This is a genomic window from Coleofasciculus sp. G3-WIS-01, assembly GCF_040223135.1.
Classification (GTDB): domain Bacteria; phylum Cyanobacteriota; class Cyanobacteriia; order Cyanobacteriales; family Coleofasciculaceae; genus Coleofasciculus.
The window spans coordinates 1-21,019 of the sequence record NZ_JAVJZI010000224.1; the positions used below are offsets into that span (position 1 = coordinate 1).

The 21,019-nt window shown below is 45.8% G+C and carries 11 protein-coding genes and 2 pseudogenes; 3 read left to right on the top strand and 10 right to left on the bottom strand.

Annotation, left to right across the window (positions count from 1 at the left end):
* From RIM23_RS22870 to RIM23_RS22880, 3 genes and pseudogenes are all read right to left on the bottom strand, one after another.
* Window positions 1-79, bottom strand: a pseudogene (locus tag RIM23_RS22870) (IS607 family transposase); the annotation flags it as partial.
* Window positions 80-142: 63 nt separating this feature from the next.
* Window positions 143-427, bottom strand: a complete 285-nt coding sequence (locus tag RIM23_RS22875) for a DUF427 domain-containing protein (RefSeq protein ID WP_446369617.1) — start codon at window positions 425-427, stop codon at window positions 143-145.
* A gap of 106 nt (window positions 428-533) precedes the next feature.
* A pseudogene (locus RIM23_RS22880) lies at window positions 534-1,238 on the bottom strand (RRXRR domain-containing protein); the annotation flags it as partial.
* A 358-nt stretch (window positions 1,239-1,596) separates the two neighbouring features.
* Here RIM23_RS22880 and recQ point away from each other — a divergent pair.
* The gene (gene recQ, locus RIM23_RS22885; RefSeq protein WP_446369619.1) at window positions 1,597-3,726 is read left to right on the top strand and encodes a DNA helicase RecQ; all 2,130 of its coding nucleotides are present in this window, start codon (window positions 1,597-1,599) and stop codon (window positions 3,724-3,726) included.
* A 141-nt stretch (window positions 3,727-3,867) separates the two neighbouring features.
* Here recQ and RIM23_RS22890 read toward each other — a convergent pair whose 3' ends face one another.
* Window positions 3,868-4,089: a helix-turn-helix transcriptional regulator gene (locus RIM23_RS22890; RefSeq protein WP_446369621.1), complete on the bottom strand. Its 222-nt coding sequence runs from the start codon at window positions 4,087-4,089 to the stop codon at window positions 3,868-3,870.
* 154 nt (window positions 4,090-4,243) lie between these two features.
* On the opposite strand from RIM23_RS22890, the gene RIM23_RS22895 reads away from it, so the two are divergent.
* Window positions 4,244-4,444, top strand: coding sequence for a hypothetical protein (locus RIM23_RS22895; protein WP_446369623.1), 201 nt, complete (start codon window positions 4,244-4,246; stop codon window positions 4,442-4,444).
* A gap of 160 nt (window positions 4,445-4,604) precedes the next feature.
* Here RIM23_RS22895 and RIM23_RS22900 read toward each other — a convergent pair whose 3' ends face one another.
* From RIM23_RS22900 to RIM23_RS22925, 6 genes are all read right to left on the bottom strand, one after another.
* Window positions 4,605-10,706 (bottom strand): CHAT domain-containing protein, encoded by a 6,102-nt coding sequence (locus tag RIM23_RS22900; RefSeq protein WP_446369625.1) that lies wholly within the window; start codon window positions 10,704-10,706, stop codon window positions 4,605-4,607.
* 223 nt (window positions 10,707-10,929) lie between these two features.
* Window positions 10,930-12,141 (bottom strand): M20 family metallopeptidase, encoded by a 1,212-nt coding sequence (locus RIM23_RS22905; protein WP_446369627.1) that lies wholly within the window; start codon window positions 12,139-12,141, stop codon window positions 10,930-10,932.
* Between the two features lie 6 nt (window positions 12,142-12,147).
* On the bottom strand, window positions 12,148-12,288 hold the full coding sequence (locus tag RIM23_RS22910; protein ID WP_446369629.1) for a hypothetical protein: 141 nt from the start codon (window positions 12,286-12,288) through the stop codon (window positions 12,148-12,150).
* Window positions 12,289-12,360: 72 nt separating this feature from the next.
* The gene (locus RIM23_RS22915) at window positions 12,361-16,119 is read right to left on the bottom strand and encodes a diguanylate cyclase (protein WP_446369631.1); all 3,759 of its coding nucleotides are present in this window, start codon (window positions 16,117-16,119) and stop codon (window positions 12,361-12,363) included.
* A gap of 287 nt (window positions 16,120-16,406) precedes the next feature.
* Entirely contained in the window at window positions 16,407-17,084 is a 678-nt protein-coding gene (gene bioD / locus RIM23_RS22920; protein ID WP_446369633.1) for a dethiobiotin synthase, read from the bottom strand.
* Window positions 17,085-17,127: 43 nt separating this feature from the next.
* Window positions 17,128-19,113, bottom strand: a complete 1,986-nt coding sequence (locus tag RIM23_RS22925; protein WP_446369635.1) for a protein kinase domain-containing protein — start codon at window positions 19,111-19,113, stop codon at window positions 17,128-17,130.
* A 631-nt stretch (window positions 19,114-19,744) separates the two neighbouring features.
* On the opposite strand from RIM23_RS22925, the gene RIM23_RS22930 reads away from it, so the two are divergent.
* Window positions 19,745-20,737: a ribose-phosphate pyrophosphokinase gene (locus RIM23_RS22930; RefSeq protein WP_446369637.1), complete on the top strand. Its 993-nt coding sequence runs from the start codon at window positions 19,745-19,747 to the stop codon at window positions 20,735-20,737.
* The last annotated feature ends 282 nt before the right edge of the window (window positions 20,738-21,019 follow it).

The following is a 21,019-nucleotide window of genomic DNA, read 5'->3' on the forward strand; positions in this document are numbered from 1 at the left end:
TCAAGTTTCCTTGTTTCCACCACCTCCAGGCAGTTCGATAACTGATTCCTGCTTTTTTGGCATAGTCTGAGAGTTTCATGTCTATATATTACCCAACATGACTACATCTGACTATATTCTTATTGAAACTTTACAATACTAGCTACGCTTCGACTTTCACCCCTCTCCAAAAGGCGACATAGCCCTCAATATTTTTCGCTTTGTCTTTTGCTTGGGGATAGTACCACGCTGCATCCTTATTCTGTTGCCCATCAATTTCGATGGTATAGTAACTGGCTTGACCCTTCCAAGGACAGCTTGTATGGGTGCTGCTTTCCTTGAAATACTGCTGATTAATCGAGTCTGGGGGGAAATAGTAGTTTCCTTCTACAATTTGACAGTTGTCGCTCTCAGCGAGAACCGTGTCGTTCCAGATGGCTTTAGGCATTGTTACGTTACTTCATAAAGTCTCTAACTCTTATTATGAAGGTAAAGGTGCAGGAGGGTGGGGGAATCAGAAAAAATCCTCCCCAAGTTTGGTATTATTGGATACATTTGGACTTGTTGGTTTTATCCTTTTCTAGTCCTAATTGGGTTCGGAGTTGAGATGTACCGTTCCCGTCTTTTTGCCAGCCGTGACGGACATAGACGGGGGCGATTTTTTCCATCTGGGATATCGCCCAATTCTGACCTGTCATCACCGGAGAGAAGCCCTTGCCCGACTTGGCACGTTTGCGTTGGGAAAGGTCTATGTCGGCTTTAACTCTCTCATAACCAATAGCCACCACTGGGAAGATGGTCGCCAATTCTTTAACTACCCTTAACTCCAATTGCCGTGAGGCTTTAATGGATGGGGGTAGTTTACACTGTTTGCGGTTATCGAACCTTTTCTGCCGATGGTTACGCTGTTTGAATGGGACATTCCGGTTAATCCGTCGTCCCCGGCGAGACCGTCGTAACATGGCGCGGGTTTCCATTCGTTTTTTCACCCGTCCAAATGGGAGAATGAGATGTAGTTGGAGCAGGGTATGTTTAGCCGACTGGACGCCGATGCCGGAATAAGACTTGCCAGGATCAACTCCAACAGAAATGGGTTGCACTTCCTCAGCCGATGACGACGTAGTGAGTTGGACGTAGTAAACGCCCAGGTCTGACCATCTCCCCACCGCCTTACCTTCTTTGACCCATCGTCTAGCCCTGGAGGGCTTAGTAGGCATCAGTGGTTTTCCTTCGTTGCTAACTACTGGAACACGATTCATAGATATAATCCACTCGTGTAATGTTTACGTCTCTTAAGGCATTGGTAAGGGTGTGTCCTGGAATTACCCAGTCAAGAGAGATTCCTGAGCCTACAGTTAAGCCGAACTAGAGAAGCGTCCGGAAGTGATTGTCCCCTACCAACTCATGCCCTTATTCATGTACAGACCGTCCATGGAAGGTCTCTACTGACAGGTTATCTCTGCCAATCCGCGTCTTCACGAAGTAAGGCGCGGTTCATGAAGTTGAGAGTTGACTCCAAGCACGATGAGTGCATGGAATGCGCTATCAATCAGTGTTTCTCACTGTCCACCTGAGGTTGTTACAATGATTGGGTCATAAGCGCCCACAGCATCCATCATGTATCAGTTGCAATCCTTGGAGGACGCCCTCAAGCAGTTTTTTGGATATGATACCTTCCGCCCAGGACAGCAGCAAATCGTTGAAGAAGCACTTCAGAATCGTGACTTGCTGATTATTATGCCTACAGGGGGCGGTAAGTCACTGTGCTTCCAATTACCCGCCTTACTCAAACCGGGGTTAACGGTGGTGGTATCGCCGTTGATTGCACTGATGCAAGACCAAGTGGATGCCTTAGTGGATAACGGCATTGGGGCAACGTTTCTCAATAGTACCCTGAGTTGGGACGCGGTGCGATCGCGGGAACTGGCGATCCTCAAGGGCAAGATTAAACTACTCTACGTCGCCCCAGAACGCCTGCTGGGAGAGCGATTTGCACCCTTTTTAGAGCAAGTGCGATCGCAGGTGGGAATTTCTGCCTTTGCTGTTGATGAGGCGCACTGTGTCTCGGCTTGGGGACATGATTTCCGCCCCGAATATCGGCAGATTCAACAATTACGCCAACGGTATCCCGATATCCCGATGCTAGCCCTTACCGCTACAGCCACAAAGCGGGTGCAGCAGGATATTGTCCAACAACTCAATCTCAAGCAAGCCAGTATCCATATTGCTAGTTTTAACCGCCCTAACCTCTACTACGAAATTCAACCCAAACAGCGCCAAAGCTATAATCAACTCTTCAAAAAAGTTCAATCCTATAAAGGCTCAGGGATTATCTATTGTCTCAGTCGTCGCAGCGTTGAAGAAGTGGCTTTTCGACTGCAAAAAGATGGCATTTCTGCCTTACCGTACCATGCCGGGATGAATGATACTGACCGCTCAACAAATCAAAATCGTTTTATTCGAGATGACGTACAAGTGATGGTGGCAACCATTGCCTTTGGCATGGGAATCAACAAACCGGATGTCCGCTTTGTGATTCACTACGATTTACCCCGAAATTTAGAAGGTTATTATCAAGAATCGGGACGGGCAGGACGAGATGGAGAACCTGCTTATTGTACGCTTTTTTATAGTCCCGGTGATATTCCCCGACTCGATTATTTTATTGATCAAAAACCTGATCCAACAGAACAGCGTGTTGCCCGTCAACAGTTACAGCAAATACGAGACTACGCCGAAGGAACGGATTGTCGCCGCACCATTTTACTCAGATATTTTGGTGAACGGTTTAAGGGAAATTGCCATAACTGCGATAACTGTTGCCATCCTAAACCAATTGAAGATTGGACGATTGAAGCCCAAAAGTTTTTGTCCTGTGTGGCGCGTTGTCGAGAACGGTTTGGTATGACTCACATTATTGATGTACTGCGGGGTTCACAGAAAAAGAAGGTGGAACAGAATGGACATCACCTCCTCTCAACTTATGGAATCGGTAAGGATAAAAGCATTGACGCTTGGAAAATGCTCGCGCGATCGCTCCTGCATCAGGGGTTAATGGATGAAACAACGGATGGATATCGGGTACTGAAGCTAAATAAACTGAGTTGGGAAGTTCTTCGCAAGCAACGTTCTGTGCATATTGCAATTACCCAAACCCCAGTGGCAAAGGCTTTATCGGATATTAATCCGAGAACGGCAGAAATTGAACTGCTGTTTGAGAGATTGCGAAAGCTACGTAAACAAATCGCTGATACTCAATCGGTTCCGCCTTATGTTATTTTCGCTGATTCTAGCCTGAAGTTAATGGCACAACTCAAACCGAAAACTCTGGAGGAGTTTGCCAAAATATCAGGTATAACAGCTCATAAGTTGACTCAGTATGGAGAGCGGTTTGTTTCGGAAGTTAGAGAATTTTGCCAGGAGCAAAAGTTACCCGTACCTCTACCTTCAAATAGTCAAATGACCACTTTACAACTGTATCAGCAAGGATTGAGTATAGAGGAAATTGCTGAAAGACGGGGTTATATTCCTAGCACTATTCTTACTCATTTGAGTGAGCTAATTGAAAAGAACCAACCCGTGGATTTAAACCAATTGGTGCCAGTCGAACGGCAAAAGCCAATCTTGCAAGCGATTCAGAAGATTGGCACTAACTCCCTGAGAAGCTTGCGGGAACAGTTGGGAGAGGATTATAGTTATGATGAAATTCGCCTCGTGCGATCGTGGTGGATTCGAGAAAAGAGTTGAGGATTGAGGATTGTTTTTACCATTAGATTAGGTTAAATGTCGCTGAAGTCTAAAACCTGAGTCGGGGCGGGTTTAGTAACATCGGGTTGCAACCGAATAGATAGTGGTGAAACCCGCCCCTACACAATTCACACTCACGTTTCAGTCTGACTTCTGTGCATCCTGAAAACTCGGAAGTTCATCTAAAGGACATTGCAAGACGCGACATAAAGCCTGTGTCTGACTAATGGTGAGTCGAGGTTCAAATCTGCCAGCTTCCCAGTTACTGACTGTCTGATCGGTGACGCCTATCGCATCAGCGACTTGTTTCTGAGTTAGTCCCAACCGTTTCCTTAGCTTCGTTAACTTACTTCCTGAACTCATTGCCTCCTAGTTCCCTTAACTTTAAATCTATTTATCTAAGTAGACAAAGCCCTAAATATATTTGTAATATAGGTTCAAGTCATGAGCCAGCGCACGAACTTTCCACGGGACGACGCTGGCTCTGGCTCCAATGACACATGGAGACAAGTCAATTATGCCTTACAAAGAACGCTTTTATCCTTGGGTGCTGGTTCGCCTGCTACCCAATATGCAACGAATTACCGTAGCGCAATATCGCAACCGTTCCGATGCTGATGGGCATCTTCGCATTCTCTACCGTCTGATGCCGAATGCCCAATTTGTGGTGATGTTTAATCCAGGTTTACCACCAGAGTACCATCCCAACTCGCGCTAGACCACCGATTTCAGGGCGTTAGAGATAACAAACCTGCCTTCACCATCAATATCCGTGAGGGCGGGTTTGATGAAGCGTTATCGCTGCTACAAACGTTATTCCCTGAACCTGTCTCTATACAGATACACTGAAAATCCCATGTCTGCCTTATGACTTATTTTTACCACGGATTCCCCACCATAGTGAAAGACGCCCAATAATAAGGATGGGTAAAATCTTGTGATTGTGGCAGTTCAGAGGGTAACAATATCGTTCCCGCAGACGTAATCAGTTGACCATTTGTCAGTTGAACTTGCCCCTTAAGCATATCGATTTGCACCTGTCGTAAGGCTTCTGCTTTAATTGGAGCGGTTTTTAAGTGATCATAAAATTGGGTCATTAGCGCTAATGTGCCTTCATCACTGACGTACCACAAACTGGCTAAGGTTGATTTTACTCCCGCTTGCACGGCTAATCCAGCAAAGCCTAACTCAGCATTTTCATCCCCTAATGCAGTACGACAGGCGCTGAGTACCAGTAATTCTACAGCGGGATTATTCCACCCCAATTCTGGTAATTGATCAAGGCGTAGCTTACTATTCCATAACTGAATATAGGAATTAGAGATAGCGCCGGGACGAAAATCAGCATGGGTGGCGAGGTGAACAATGCCAAAGGGTTGTTTTTTTCGTTGGGCTTTAAGATTATCTAGAGTAAAGCCTTCATCCAGGAAAAATTGACCTTGCCATAGTTTCTGAGTGATTACTTCTAATTCTACAGGAACGGCGGGTAAAGGCTTTTGATCGCTAAATTTTGCTGCCCCCATCGCTAATACTTGGGTATCTTTCACACTTTGGAAGCGGGTATCGGTGAGGCTTAAACTGGGCATAATTCCTACACTATAATTCTCGATTAAAAATCGCTGTTCGTTGTGTAGGGCGGCTACGGGAATGGAACGTAAACCTTTATCCATAACAAACACCAAGTTTTGAATGTCTTGGGCTTTTAAGTCAGCTTCCAATGGCTTAATCAACCATTCATAGAGTTGTTTCGCTGGGGCTAAGTAACCCTTAGCATCTCGGACATTGGTTACAGTTTGTTGAAACTGTTGCGCCACTTGTAAAACTTCAGCGCGGGTGATGGGTATGGATTTCTGAATCGGTTCTCCTTGGGCTGTCACTAAGACGAGATCTAGCTGATCATTGTCCTGGGGGGTAGCCGATGGGGAAGAGATGCTACTGGGAACAAACATTACATAAATTAATGCTGGTTTGACCCCTGTTGCTTGGGTAATATCTTGCAATAGTTGACGCGCCTCACTTAGGGTGAGAATTTGAGTGCCTGATTTGTCGAGATAGGATTCAAATTCTTGCGTATAAGCCGTATCAATTGCGCCAAATAGGGTGTCAATATTTACAGATGGTAAGCTGGTTTCAACTGGAACTTGTGAGGGCGACTCTTTTTGCATAATCAGCGGATTTTCGGATGACGATGCACGGCGGGTTTCCGGTGTAATCAGTTGAATCTGACTTGGTGCGATTCCCTGAGTATAGGGATTGGGATAGGAACCCTGGATAATTTGATTATCGTTTCCTGTCGAGATCGCGCCTCTGGTACCATTCATGTCGTTGTAGTCTTCCCCGACGGTGAAGGGGATAATTCGTCCTCCCTGATGGCGGATGATCACTGATCCACCTCCATTCCCGCCTGTGGTGGAGATACTGGTTGTTGTACCCGTGCGATCGCCAAATGTATCAGTTGCTCGGAAAAATTGTTCTGTGGTAATATCTACGTTGCCACCCCTGCCGTTTGTTCCACCTTGAGCATTAATCGAATCAACTTCGATATCGCCTTCTGGATCTAAGGTGATATCTCCAGCATCGCCCTGAGTTGCACTGGAATTGATTGCACCGGCTTGAATTTCAGTTTTGGCTTTTACTGTAATATTTCCGCCTTGATTCACTCCTGATGTATTCAGATTTCGGGTAGTAATAGCACCTTGATTACTGGTGAGAGAAATCCCCGCATTCGCCGTAATATCGTTTACGTTAATATCTTGATTTGCCTGTAGGTTGACAGTAGCATTATCCAATCCGGTAATCGTACCTGTAGCGCTGATTGAACCTGAACCTATGGGTGATAGGATAGTCACTGGGTCACTAAACGTGAGATTACCATTGAGTGCGATCGCGCCACTACCATTCTCTCTACCAATCCTCAGACTCTGGAATCCTTCTTCAAACACGCCTGCGGTGAAGGTAAAGTCTTGAGTGGAATTGAGCGGTTGCAAAACCAGATTAGTATTCGATCCCGTTACCATTGCACCCAAGGTAATCTCTGATGCAGTTAGGGATAAATCCGATAAGACGGCGAGGGTATCTTGGATGGTTAAACGAGTCGCGGTAACATTTGCGCCAAATTGGGTGGTTCCTCCAGCGTCAGTGGTGAGGCTGTTTAACGGTGTGACACTACCCACAGCACCTGAGAATGTAGTGTTTCCGGTACTGAAGATGCGTAAGTCGCGATCGCCCTCTACGATACCATCAAATCTGATCGTACCACCTGCCGCATTCAGGTCAACATCAGCCCCTAAATTAACCCTGTCTCCTAAGAATGTAAGATTACTACCTGAGGTGAGGATATTAGAATTCAGCGTTGTCGTAGCAGCATTGAGGGTAATCGCGGCATTATTTTCACCCATCACTATACCATTGACAACAATGTCTCCCCTAGGCGACTGAATCGTAACGGGATCACTGAACGTAAAATTATTATCCAGTGTAATTGTACCACCCCCTGATTCTCGACCAATGGTTATAGTCGGAAAACCGTCTTTAAATATCCCACCATTTAAACTAAAGTCTTGGTTAGGATTTAGAGGTTGAAGAGTTAAGGTTTTATTTGTGCTTGTCTCAATTGAACTCAAGTCAATTGCTGCGGCGGTTAGGGATAAATTGGATAGCACATCTACCGGATCTTGCAAATTCAAACGATTTGCCGTAACGTTCCCCTGGAATTGAGTTATTCCGCCAGCATTTGTGGTGAGAGTATCTAGTGGGGTAGTACTACCAACCGCGCCGCCAAAGGTGATTGTACCCGAACTTAATATTGTCAAATCATGATTGCCATCAACTGTACCCTGAAAGCCAATCGGGTTACTACCACTGTTGAGAGTAACGTCATTACTCAGTTCAACCTTGTCTGCATTAAAAGCTATACCACCGCCTTCAGTAGTGATATTAGCATTTAGGTTAATACTTGTGCTATTGAGTGTAATTGAAGCATCATCTGTGCCACTAACATTGCCCTTAATCACTATCACTCCATCAGGCAATTCAATCGTTACCGGATCACTGAAAGTAAGATTGCTTAAATCAATTTGCCCATCACTATTCAGATTGCGGATTGTCAGACTTTTAAAACCATCCTGGAATCCCGTTTCATCTGGGGAATTCTCTGATCCGGCTAGGCTAAATATATCAGCCGTATTTGACGATTGAAGAATCAGATTACGATTTGTCCCCGTAATCGTTGAACCAAAGTCAATTTTATCTGCCGTTAACGATAAGTCGGACAGCACCTCTACTGAATCTTGGATGTCAAGTTGATTAGCCGTAATATTTTTATTAATTTGGGTGGTTCCCGCTTCATCTGTACTGATGGTGTTTAAACGATTGATACTGCCAACTTCACCAAAAAAGCTCGTTACCCCAGGGTTTAATATAGTCAAATTATGAGTTCCATCAACGGTGTTATTGAAGTTGATTTGACTATTTTTATTCGTGCTGATAACGAGGTCAGCTTTTAACTCAAGGTTTGACCTGAAATCGATTCTCGGAGATAGCTGCACCTCGCCTTGTGTCAAGTTTAATGTTGAATTTGACAGCACTTCTACACTATTATTAAATTCTAGCTGGTTGGCGGTTATATCACGATTAATGATCGTTTTTCCATTAGCATCAGTGCTGATAACATTTAATGAATTGAGACTACCCACAATACCATTAAATATTGCTGTACCCGTATCCGTATTTAAACTTAAATCATACTCTCCATCAACTGTGCCATTCAAGGTAATCTTACCACCACTCGTATTGAAACTGACATTGCCCCCAAGCTGGAGAGGATTATCGAGAGTGAGGTCATTCCCTGCCGTGTTTACGGTTATTTCTTCCCCTGTAAATGCTTGAATATCTAAGACTCCTGTGCCTCTGATATAGGGAAGTTCTGGTTTACTCGACGCTGGCAAAAGCTGGATCTCATTGCTTGTCAGGCTAATTTTACCCCCGATAGAACCATTAGACTCTATCCCTCTTGCCAAAATTATTTCGGCTTCAAGGGTGATATTTCCGCCAGTACCAGAACAACCATCATCCTGACTACAGGATTGTATTGTTCCTTCATTAACACCTTCATTATCGATACGGGTAGTGGTATCAATTTGTCCACCGCTTCTAATTACAATATTTCCACCATTATCACCACTTGACTGGATATTCCCACTAATCACATCACCGCCAGCAATAACTTGAATATTACCACCATCTCCATTGCTTCTGCTTTTAGCTAGAATATTGGCTACGTCAATACTTCCATTAGGCGCTTCAAGGGTAATATTTCCAGAATTCCCGTTTATACTATCCGATACGATATTTCTCAAGACGCCCGGTGTCATACCGATAATGCTTCCATTCGTCGTTTTAATATAAATATCACCACCTTGACCCGAACCTGTTGTTCCTCGCCAAGCCGTATCAATTCCGGTAAATCTAATATCACCCACCGCTTCAAAAATCACCGAACCCGCATCAAAGTCAACATTGGTAGAATTTGTTCTAATTCTAGCGACTTGAATATTACCTGTATCTGAGCGCAGAATTAGGGATGGCGTTGTGGTTAGAAGAACAAAATCTGGATCAGTAGTAGGAATCATCCCCGATTGATCAGGTTCTGTAATCGTAATATTTCTTCCCCGAATGTCACCTGTCGCCTCAACCTTAAGTGCAGGTCCACTGTAAGCTCCAACGTTATAATTTCCCTCAGAGGTAATAATTGGATCATAAAAACTAACAAAGTTAGCGGGTTCTCCTAATCGGTTCAGAATTGAAAAATCACCGCCACTCTTCAAATGGGCATCTACCGATATGGAACCATCACTGACTAATGTCAAATTGCCACCACTTTGAAAGGGTGTTCCCGGGTGATTCAGCGTCAGAATATCAATACGTTGTTCACCCTGAATAGTAAGATCCCCCCCCACCTCTGCCCTAAATGGATTCGCCACAGTATCCCGCACCTGTACTGTATCCTGCGCCAATAGTTGCAAATCATCTGTAGTGGTTAACTGACTCTCCACCAACGTGAGATTATTCTCTGCTGAAAGTAACGCCGTTCCTCCAGTTACCGTATTGGCAACCACATCACCCTTGTTAATGGCAATCCCTGAACCTGTTAGGGCAACTTCACCCTGATCATTCACAGACAAACCCGTAGCATTACTAACGGTTCCTCCCGTTAGCAGTTGCGGAAGAGAAAGGGGAGTAAACGGAACTTCAGTCGCAGCGACGGGAACGTCTAAACTCAACAAATGCCCCGCTTGACTAATCCGAAGCCATTGATTACCAGGAACCGTGGCTACGGTAATTTGACCCTCTGGGGCGACTAACTCACCCGTACTCACAACCGTACCGCCAATTAAACTCAGATCCTGCCCAGAATCGACTTCCAGGGTTCCTGTATTAACAATAGAACCTGGTTCAGGTGTGTTAAAAACAAAGCCATTGGGTTCTCCCACCAGATACGTATAATCATTGATCCCTGTGGCATTAAATAAGTTAAAGTTATCGCCAAAACTAATACCTGTCGCCGTTGTAGCAGTAAACGCGGCGGGGACGTTTAATTGAGCATCATTGCCAAAGATAATACCCGCCGGATTCATCAAAAACAGATTAGATGTGCCGCCACTGATTTGGATTAACCCATTAATAACCGATGGATCACCGCCAGTAATCCGTGAGAGAATATTCTGTATAGATGGGTTGGATAAAAAATTGGCAATCTGTCCAGAGTCTAAGCCAAACTCACTAAAACTGTGGAAGAGATTCGCGCCATCTCCTGACAACTGACCCCCCTGAATATCGAAACGGTTGCCATCTGGAGTCACAATCGTATCGGTACTATCATCGGAAACAATGGGTTGGGTTAATCCCGATGACATGAACCCTAGGGTGGTTAGGCATAAGGTTAGGGTTGAGAGTATTTTCAGGTAGATGGGGGCTGACATAGGCTTCTCCTGAGGGAGGTAATTCCTCTATAATTTTCTAGGGTTTGATTTGCCAATGGTGGGACTCGTTGGGGATAGATACACCCATCCCAGGGAATCCACGCGAGGGAAAGGAGCAGGGGAAAAGCTGTAAAAGCCTTGAAGTCTTTACCTTACCCTGGTTTCGCGTTTGATTGATATGGCAGGCACACCCTAGATTGTCAGGTTTCCCGAATGCCGAGAATTACTGGCAAAACTTTTCGACGCAGCGAACAAATAGTTCTACTCCCATTGCTAACACAGTTTCATCAAAATCAAACCGGGGGTGGTGATGGGGATAGGCTAAATCTTTACTGGGGTTCGCTGAGCCCAAAAAGAAATAGCAACCCGGTACAGCCTCTAGGAAAAATGACATATCTTCCCCGCCCATGGTTTGGCATTCTGGTACAATTCCTGTGGGTGTTTCGACGATTTGTGCCGCTACAGATCGCACCAATTCGGCTATCTGTGAGTCATTGATTACAGGCGGATAAAGCGGCTGGTAGTCTAGTTTGTACTGCGCCCCGTGACTCTGACAAATACCTGCAATTACTTGCTCGATGCGCTGGCTGAAATAACCCCCTAATTGCGGATTAAAATACCGCACTGTGCCGCTAATATGGGCGCTGTCAGCAATGACATTAAAAGCTGTACCAGCTTGAAACATTCCCACTGTAACCACAGCTGAATCAATTGGGTCAACATTACGAGCCACAATGGTTTGCAAGGCGTTGACCACTTGAGTACCGATAACGATCGCGTCAAGGGTTTGATGGGGCATTGCCCCATGTCCCCCCTTGCCTAAAATTTTACACTGAAATCGCTCGCTTGCTGCCATTAAGGTACCACTGCGAACGCCAACTGTGCCGAGGGGTAAATTGTTCCACAAATGTAGCCCAATCATAGCATCGACTTGCGGATTTTTTAAGACGCCGGCTTCGATCATCGGCTTAGCGCCTCCGGGTCCTTCTTCAGCGGGTTGAAAAATGAATTTGACGGTTCCGGCAAAGTCTTGGCGGTGTTGGGAAAGATAGAAGGCTGTTCCTAATGCGATCGCAGTATGTCCATCATGACCGCAAGCGTGCATAATTCCATCATGTTGCGATCGGTAGGGAACATCATTTTCTTCCTGAACGGGCAATGCATCCATATCCGCCCGAATCGCTAACACCGGACCTGTGCGATCGCTCTTTATTATGGCAACGATCCCGGTTTGGGCAATACCCGTTTGATGTTCAATTCCCCACTCCTGTAACTTTTGGGAAACAAATGCAGAGGTTAGGTGTTCAGTAAATCCTAATTCCGGGTGTTGGTGCAAGCGCCGCCGCCACTCGACTAGCTGAGATTGCAAGGCGCGAATCTCACGTCGGATCTCAGAACCGTTAACGGTAGGGGGGGTAGAAGACGTAACAACCATGATTGTTTAACAACTTGTAATACTATACCTAGGACTCAAAGATGCCTCCGGAGCAAATCTGGAGATATCTTCCTTTAATACTAAATCCGGCTTACTCTCATCCCCTTGTAGATCTCCCCCAGATCCCTCTGCTCCCAGACGTGCCATGGCACGTCTCTACATCCTCCCTCTGCTTCATCGTATCTACGCAGCTGCTCAAGTATTTCCATCCCCGCCGCTCTAGCTACTTGCTACAACCACGCGATCGCGCCCTTGAGCTTTTGCTTGGTAAAGCGCCCGATCCGCCGCCGCGATCAATTCCTCCGCCGTGGAACCATGTTCAGCAAACGCCGCCACACCCACAGAAATCGCGATCGCATCCAAGAGTTGATGGTGATACTCGATCTGCAAATCCTTAACATCTTGGCGAATTTGTTCTGCCCGTTGCTTCGTATCAGCAAGTGAAGCATCTGGCAAAATTAGGATTAATTCCTCACCTCCATAACGGCAAGCAATATCCGACGCCCGAACATTTCGTTGTAAAAATATGCCTAATTCTCGTAAAACAATATCCCCAGCTTCATGACCAAAGGTGTCGTTAAAATATTTAAAATGATCAATATCTAACATAATAATCCCCATCGGTCGCTGATGACGCTGCGCCCGATGAATTTCCCGCTCTAAAGACTCTTCCATATAACGCCGATTAAATAGCCCAGTCAACGCATCTCGAATACTCTGTTGAGACAGCGTTTCCCGTAATTTTAAATTCGCTAACGACAGGGCTAAATGTTCCGCCACCGTTAGGGCTAACCGTTGTTTCGCCTCCGTCAATTGTCCCGGTTGTTGCGAACTAATATATAAAATTCCCAACGCTTTTCCTTGTGCCATCATTGGCACACAAAAGGATTCTAAGGGAGAGATGTCTGAGTGAATATGAGGACAGCGTAAACCTGATTGTGACTGGTTTACCCAATGGGGACGTCCCCGACGTAATGCCCAACATGCCTTAGGCGAAAACAGCGTCTGACTCGCCAAAGCGGTTCCCCAAGTTGCCATGGCTTCTGCCCAATTCTCAGAGGGATTAATCACGAATACTCCACCCGAACTCTCTGGAAATAAGGGAGCAACCAACGTCGCGATCGCGTGATATGCCTCATCAACCGTTAAACAGGCTTGGAGAAAGTCACTCAATTCCCCTAATAACACCATTTCTCGGTTGCGGATACCTAGTTCATTTACCCGCCCTTTCAGTTGCTCATTCAGTCTCTGCAACGCTGCTTGTGCCTGTTTGCGATCGCTGATATCTTGCACCACACCAATATAAGATTTCGGTTCACCCTTACTATCCCGTATCAGCGATCCACTTAAATTCACCCAAACCTCAGATCCATCTTTACGCATATAGCGTTTTTCACGGGAGAAGGTATCAATTTCTCCTGCCAATAACTGATCCAGGCAACTAAGTTCCTGGTCAACATCATCAGCGTGAGTAATGTCTTTACAGGTCTTGTTTTGCAGTTCCTCTGCACTATACTGAACTAAATTAATAAACTTTTGGTTAACCCACAAAAACTCACCCGATAAAGTGGCTTGGACAATTCCTACAGCAACTTGATCAAACATACTCCGGAAACGTTTTTCACTCTCTCGCAACCCTTCCTCAGCTTGTTTTCGTTCTGTAATATCCCGATTACTCGCTCGTATTCCCAACCAATCTCCCTCAGCACTTTGCACAGATTGGCAAATATGGGAGATCCAACGCAATTCTCCGGTTTTAGTCAGGATGCGAAAATCAATTCCTGAGACCCTCTGATTCACCGCAGTGGCACACCTATGCTGGGCAAATTTTTCTCGATCCTCTGCATGGATAATCGACTCCAATAAACTCGCATTCTGGAGAAATTCATCTGCACAATACCCCGTAATCCGCTCACAGGAAGGAGACACATAGATAAACTGAGCTTCCGGATTAAGCCAATATTCCCAGTCATAGGTAAAGTTAGCAACTGTCCGAAATCGTTCTTCGCTTTGTCGCAGTTCCTCCTGTGCCCTGACTTGTTGAAGTTGAGCCGTGCGCTGTTGTACGCGACTTTCGAGTTGCTGATTTAACTGACATAATTCGGCTTCAGCTTGTTCACGGGCAAGGCGGATGTGTAAAGCTTCAATACCGGAGGCTAAATCATTGGCTAATTCTTTCAATAACTGCACCTCTTCCGGCGCAAATGCTCCAGAGTTCACTGCGTAAATAGTCAATACACCCAACGGTTGATCTTTAACCTGTAATGGCAGGATAATTAGAGTTTCATCGCCCTGCTGTAAACCATGCGATCGCCAGGGTGTAAACTTCGGATCAGTCTGAATATGGCGACAAACTATCGGTTGTCCAGTTTGCAGAACTCTATCAATAGGAGACTCACCTGAAGATTGGTTTACCCCAGGTATAATCAATTGTTTTAGATAAGGGTTCTTATCATAATTATTCAGTTCAGACCCTTGTGTCTGGTGTTTTATATCTGATGTTTTCTGGCTTCTATTACTATGTCCGGCTAAACCGTGATCATATCCTTCTACCTTGCCAAATTGTTCCTTAATTGAAATCTTTTCTTCTTTACCTTCTTTCTTCTTTGACGCTTCAAACCCAGCCCTAAGTTGCACCCTTTGGGACATATCGTCAGTTATTAAGTCAACCCAAGCTCCCTGATAACCTCCTACCTCCACAATCAGCCGACAAATCTTCTGAAATAACTCAGATTCTTGGGTTGCACTCACCAAAATTCGGTGGGATTCACTAAGAGTTTTGAGAATACGGTTTAAATTTTGGAGAATCCCTTGCCCTTGTTGACACTCCCTCAGTTCCATGGGTATTACTTTATCCCAGGAGTTTTCTATTTTATCCTCTGCGTTTTGAGGAATCAGACCTGCCATAGCCCGTCTGTAGGGATGGGTTTCACTACTACTGTTATTTGTCACCCTGATGTTACTAAACTTACCCCCATCTTCCCCATCGCTATTTTTTTGTAGCTGCCGATTTTCAGCTTGGAGTGAGGCAATAATTTGACCCTGTTGACTCAGGTGCTGCTGTAAGTCTTGAATAACGCGATACAAATGTGCTGGATCAAGGTTTTGTAAGATACTGGTTTGAGTAACCATGCCCAACAGTTCTCCTTGATGGCTACAGACTCCTAATTGCTGTACTCGCCACTGCTGCATTTTCTGATAGGCTTTCCATAACGACTCTTCTGGACTCACGCACAGTAGTGGAAAACTCATCAGTGTATGAGCTGGTAAGCTTAAATCAAGTGCCAATGCCTTAAATTGGACAATATCTTGTTCGGTAATGATACCAATGGGGAATAGAAATGGTTTTGAATCTGCTGAATTTAACGAATCTATCCGCTCAGAGATCCTGTTTTTCTGTTGTTCTGCAATGACTACATAATTAACTCTATATTCTGCCATCCGTTGTGCTATAGTTAGCACAGAGTTTGTCGGGGAAACATGAATAAATTCGGGTGTGATCACGTCTGGGACTCGACGTCTTTTCAACAGTTCAGTGCATGGCAAAACATGATGCAGGCTCTCAGGTGTCACAACTCCTACTAATTGATGTTCATCATTGACCACGGGTAAGTGACGAATACCATGGTATTCAAATAAATTCAGAATTCGCCAACCATCGGACAACTCAGATTGCTTGAGTGTAATCACTTGCCGAGTCATCACTTCGGCAACATGAAGACTTTCTAGGGGGCTTCCTGATACTATAATTTGAACCAAATCCTGCGATGTTATCACCCCAACTAACTGCTCCCCTTCTATGACTAAGACACAGCTCCCATCTGTTCCATCACTATGACTTGAACCCAAAAGTTCTGTCCCAGATGGAAATGGGCAGGAGTGAGTGCCTTGATTGAGGAGGGCGATGACGTCGCACAGACAGGTGTCTGGCGTAACCGTCAGCGGATAGCGGTCAATCGCAGACGTTAGGGTGGTCATTGGTCATTTGATTATGGGTCATTTGTTATGGGTCATTAGCCTTAACTGGACTAAGATGGGTAGGGATATTAAATGTAAAGCTGCTTAATCATGGATTGATTAAGGGAATAGATCACGTAGATGACCCAGGAAATTATTGGGAATAGGTGATTACCTGAAAAAAGTAGTTGATAGTTCTCCAATTTTCCTTGATATTCACCATGATGTTGATATACCTGTTACAGAAATTCAGGTATTTCAAGAGATTTGCTTGAATTCTTAAAACAGCACCAGGATTTTCCCTGATACTAGAATAATCGCTCTATTTCTAACTCAGATGCCACTTGAGCCAGTTTGCTCAGGTGAGTGGGATCAGTTAAATGGGGCAAGATGCCTAAAATGGGAACCTGTGTCAGCGACTGAATCAACTCAATGGGTGTCCAATCGGCAATATCTGTGGCTGAACGAGGCTGAACACAATTGAGGACGATTCCTTTAAGGAGAACGCCCGACTGACGTGCTAAGGCAACATTTGCCACCGTTTGTGCGATCGCGCCTAGTTCCACAGGCACCACAATCACGCTGGGTAGTTTCCAATCTCTGGCAATATCTGCCACGGTTAACTCATGGGTTACAGGTGAACCGAGTCCTCCTAATCCTTCAACTAACACCACGTCCCGTTGCTGCTGGAGGCGATTTAATGCCTGCCAGACTATTTTTAATTCTAGCGGTCGTCCTTCCCGTTCTGCCGCGACTGGCGGGGCGACAGGGTGCTTAAATTGTAAAGGGGCAATGTCTTGAGGGGTTTGATCCAGGTTCAATAACTGGTGATAATGTTCCCAATCCCCTGTTCCCGTTTGAATCGGCTTAAAAATTCCCAGACGTTTTTGCGGATAATAGGTTTGCCAATAGGCGGCGAGGGCAGTGGTCAATACCGTTTTGCCCGCATCAGTATTTGTACCTGTAATCAGTAATGTCTTGGTCATTTGTCATTCATCCTTTGTCTTTTGTCCTTTGTTTGACTTTGAACTAAGGATTAGTGAGACTGACACCTAGGGTAAAATTGGTTGGTCTTTGAGCCATCACATCAATAATATAGTTACCTCCTTGAGGCAATGGTGCCTGCCAAAATTTCACGTTTGAGGCATAGGCATCTTCGATTATCTGACCATTGGGATTGCGGATATTTAAGGTGACATCACCTTGGATTACTTCTACCCCTAGTTGCTGATTTGATTCGACGTTGACGCGATACCGTTTTACCCGTTGCGGTGCGGTTTGACCTTGAAACTGAATTGCCTGTTCTCCTTGGGGAATTACGAGCTGTTCGGTTTCGTAAGTGGGAGAAGGAGATGGAGATGGAGATGGAGATGGACTTTGTGTGGGCGAAGGTGTGGGTTGGGGAGCTTCAGTTAAGTTTAAATTAAGTTGGTAATCGGTTTCTGGAAGTCCCGGAATTAAACTTAATTGAACGGTGTATTCCCCGGTAAAGGGGAGTTGACCTCGCCATTGCTGCACCCTTGTCGCCCGATTCCCTAGGGGTTGCTCATCGGGTCCGAGGACAGTCATGTAGACGCCTTCGGTGGGAATAAATGCCTCCAAGGTCTGGTTTTGTTCTGCCTGAATCTGGTAGTTTACAATCGCATTCGGCTGTAATGAGCGTTCTATAGAACGTTGTTCACCAACAGACAGATTCAACGTCTGACTATAGGTTCGCGGTAGGGTGGGAGTAGGTGAGGGTGAAGGGGACTCTGTTGCAGTGGGAGAAGGAGAGGGTGATTCTGTTGCAGTGGGGGAAGGAGACGGTGATTCCGTTTCAGTGGGGGAAGGAGACGCGCCAATTATTTCTGGGGGAGTCGGTTCTTCTCTTAATCGGCTAAAAATTGCCCAAGAACCCAACAATACAGTCAAAGCCAGTACTGTACCCGCTCCCACAATAACCCCAGGTTTTTCCCAAATCGAGTCACTATCGGGTTCCGGAATTACGGGTTGTGACGGTGCTGCTGTTCTAGCTGGTGTCCTTTGCGGTTCTGGAGGTCGTCCCACGGCTACTGTTGCCATACGTGAGACATTGGCGTTTGGTTCGGGTGCAGAGGCGGCTGGGGGAGGCGGAGATTGCAAGGCTTGTAATACATCTGTTGCAGATGAGTAGCGATCGCCTGGTCTATAACTTAGCATCCGGTTCAGAATCCGGGCAAATTCGTCACTCACACTAACCCATCGTTGCCAGTTCCAGGTTAACTGGGTATTATCCAGTAACTCCCTAGGTTCTTTGCCTGTCAGTAGGACAACGGCGGTTACCGCCAGGGAATAGAGGTCACTACTGGGATAGGATTTACCCGTTTGAATTTGTTCGCTGGGGGCATAGCCTAGTTTACCAACTGTTGTGGCTGGGGTTGCCATATCCGGCGACTGCAAACGGGTAGCGAGTTCCTTGACCACACCGAAGTCAATTAATACGGGGAGTTTGTCGCCCTCGCGCAGAATAATATTATCGGGAGTAATATCGCGGTGGATGATTCCCTTGCTGTGAATATGTTCTAGTACGGGTAATAATTGCTGTAGTAGCTGCTTAACTTCGGCTTCTGAGAAGACAGGGTTTCCCTTATGCGTACTCTGAGGTGGCGTCGGAATACCCACAGCTTCCGATCCCGGTGTGGGATTACCCGCCAACCCTTCTAAGCGCCCATTGAGTAACTCTCGATAGGTTTTCCCCTCAACATAGTCTTGTGCCAAGAACAACCGTCCATCCTGCTCAAAGGTGGCTCGAAATTCGGGGACTTGAGGGTGTTTAATTTGATAGAGGGTGGTTGCCTCCCGTTGAAAGAGTTCTTTGGACTTCTCCAACGTATAGGCTTCCATCTGAGGCGGAATTAATTCTTTGAGGACACAGAGTTCTTTAAACCGATTCAGGTCTTCCGCCAGGTAAGTGCGACCGAATCCCCCTTGACCCAGAACCCGGATCAAGTGGTAACGGGCTTGCAGAATAGTTCCAGAGGCGATCGGTTGTTCCATGAGCTTGTGAATTGGAGTTTAGGCGAAAACAGGATGGTGAGTTCCTCGTCTACAACTATAAATTCTATGAGAAGAAGGTCACTTCCTGGCATTTATTACATTTATTTTATGTGACGTACCTAGGCTAAGCTATCCCTAGGACTCGTCGCTTTTTCCCGATTGTGGGCATTTGGCTAAGCTGTCATGCATTTAAATGGGGTATTAGTAACGAGCAAGATGTTCGCCCACCGAGGATGAGAGCCATTATTGACATTAAGGTTTAAATGCCGAACAGCTTATAGCTCTAGGTGTCGAGGTACTTACTCAAGTGGGTTTGTCCCGCCTCCGGCTTTTGACTGATTTATTTTAAGGCTCACGAGTTTATAAAAAAAGAAATAATTATTCAGCCTGTTGGGATGAGTTTGATTAATAATTGCATATTTCAGTCAATTCGATGGAAAAACTACTGTGTCAAATGGATGAAATGAACAACTTAGGCAGCATCCCAAAGCAGCAAATCTAAAACCAGTGGTATCTTTGGGCTTGGGGGCAAGGATTACGATTGCCCGATTTGTCAATTTATGAGAAATAGTAGAACGATAGAGAACAGCAAATGTTAAGATTGCCTTGAAATGAGCTTCGAGGGTCTGCTGTGAGCCGTTCTGCAACGTTAACGCTTCAGCCTACGCTGCCGCTAATCGCGGATAATAATCGTCTCCGACTGTTTTCAGGGTCTGCCAATGTGCCACTGGCACAAGAGGTTGCTCGCTATTTGGGCATGGACATCGGACCAATGGTTCGCAAGCGATTTGCGGATGGCGAGTTATACATCCAAATTCAAGAATCCATCCGTGGGTGCGACGTTTACCTAATTCAGCCAAGTTGCCATCCGGTAAACGACAACCTGATGGAGTTGCTGATTATGATTGACGCCTGTCGGCGAGCATCCGCACGGCAGATTACTGCTGTTATTCCATACTATGGTTATGCTAGAGCCGATCGCAAAACCGCAGGACGGGAGTCAATTACCGCTAAGTTAGTGGCAAATTTGATTACTGAGGCGGGGGCGAATCGGGTGTTAGCCATGGACTTACACTCTGCCCAAATCCAAGGGTATTTCGATATTCCCTTTGATCATGTCTACGGTTCTCCAATAACCTTGGACTATCTGGCAAGCAAGCAATTACCTGATCTGGTGATTGTTTCCCCCGACGTAGGAGGGGTAGCGAGAGCCAGGGCTTTTGCCAAAAAGCTCAATGATGCGCCCTTAGCGATTATTGACAAGCGACGCCAAGCGCATAATGTCGCAGAAGTCATGAATGTGATTGGAGATGTCAACGGAAAAACGGCTGTTTTGGTAGACGACATGATTGACACGGCGGGGACGATTGCCGCAGGTGCCAAAATTCTGCGTCAAGAGGGAGCGCGGCAAGTGTATGCTTGTGCTACTCACGCGGTCTTTTCGCCACCTGCGATTGAACGCCTCTCTAGTGGAATCTTTGAGGAAGTGATTGTCACTAATACAATTCCAATTGCCCAAGACAATTACTTTAAGCAGCTTACCGTGCTTTCAGTCGCCAACTTGCTAGGAGAAACCATCTGGCGCATTCATGAAGATAGTTCAGTAAGCAGCATGTTTAGTTGACCCCCATTCAGTAGGGGTTTGGTTACCAAACCCCTACGGCGTGGTGAGGAGAGGATGTCACCGCGCTCTTCCGTTATCCTGAGACTCTTGACATCCTCCCCCGGCTAAAGAGCGCGGGGGATTCCTCACCACGCCACCTTTCTCACCGTTCGCTCATTTGGGTAACTCAGTAGCCAAATGAGCAGCCACACAGTAGTCTGAGTGAGCAATTGCACGATTAAACAGACTACTAGGAGGCAATGGATGAAACCAACCCTCTCAGAACGAGTAGATGATCTTCCT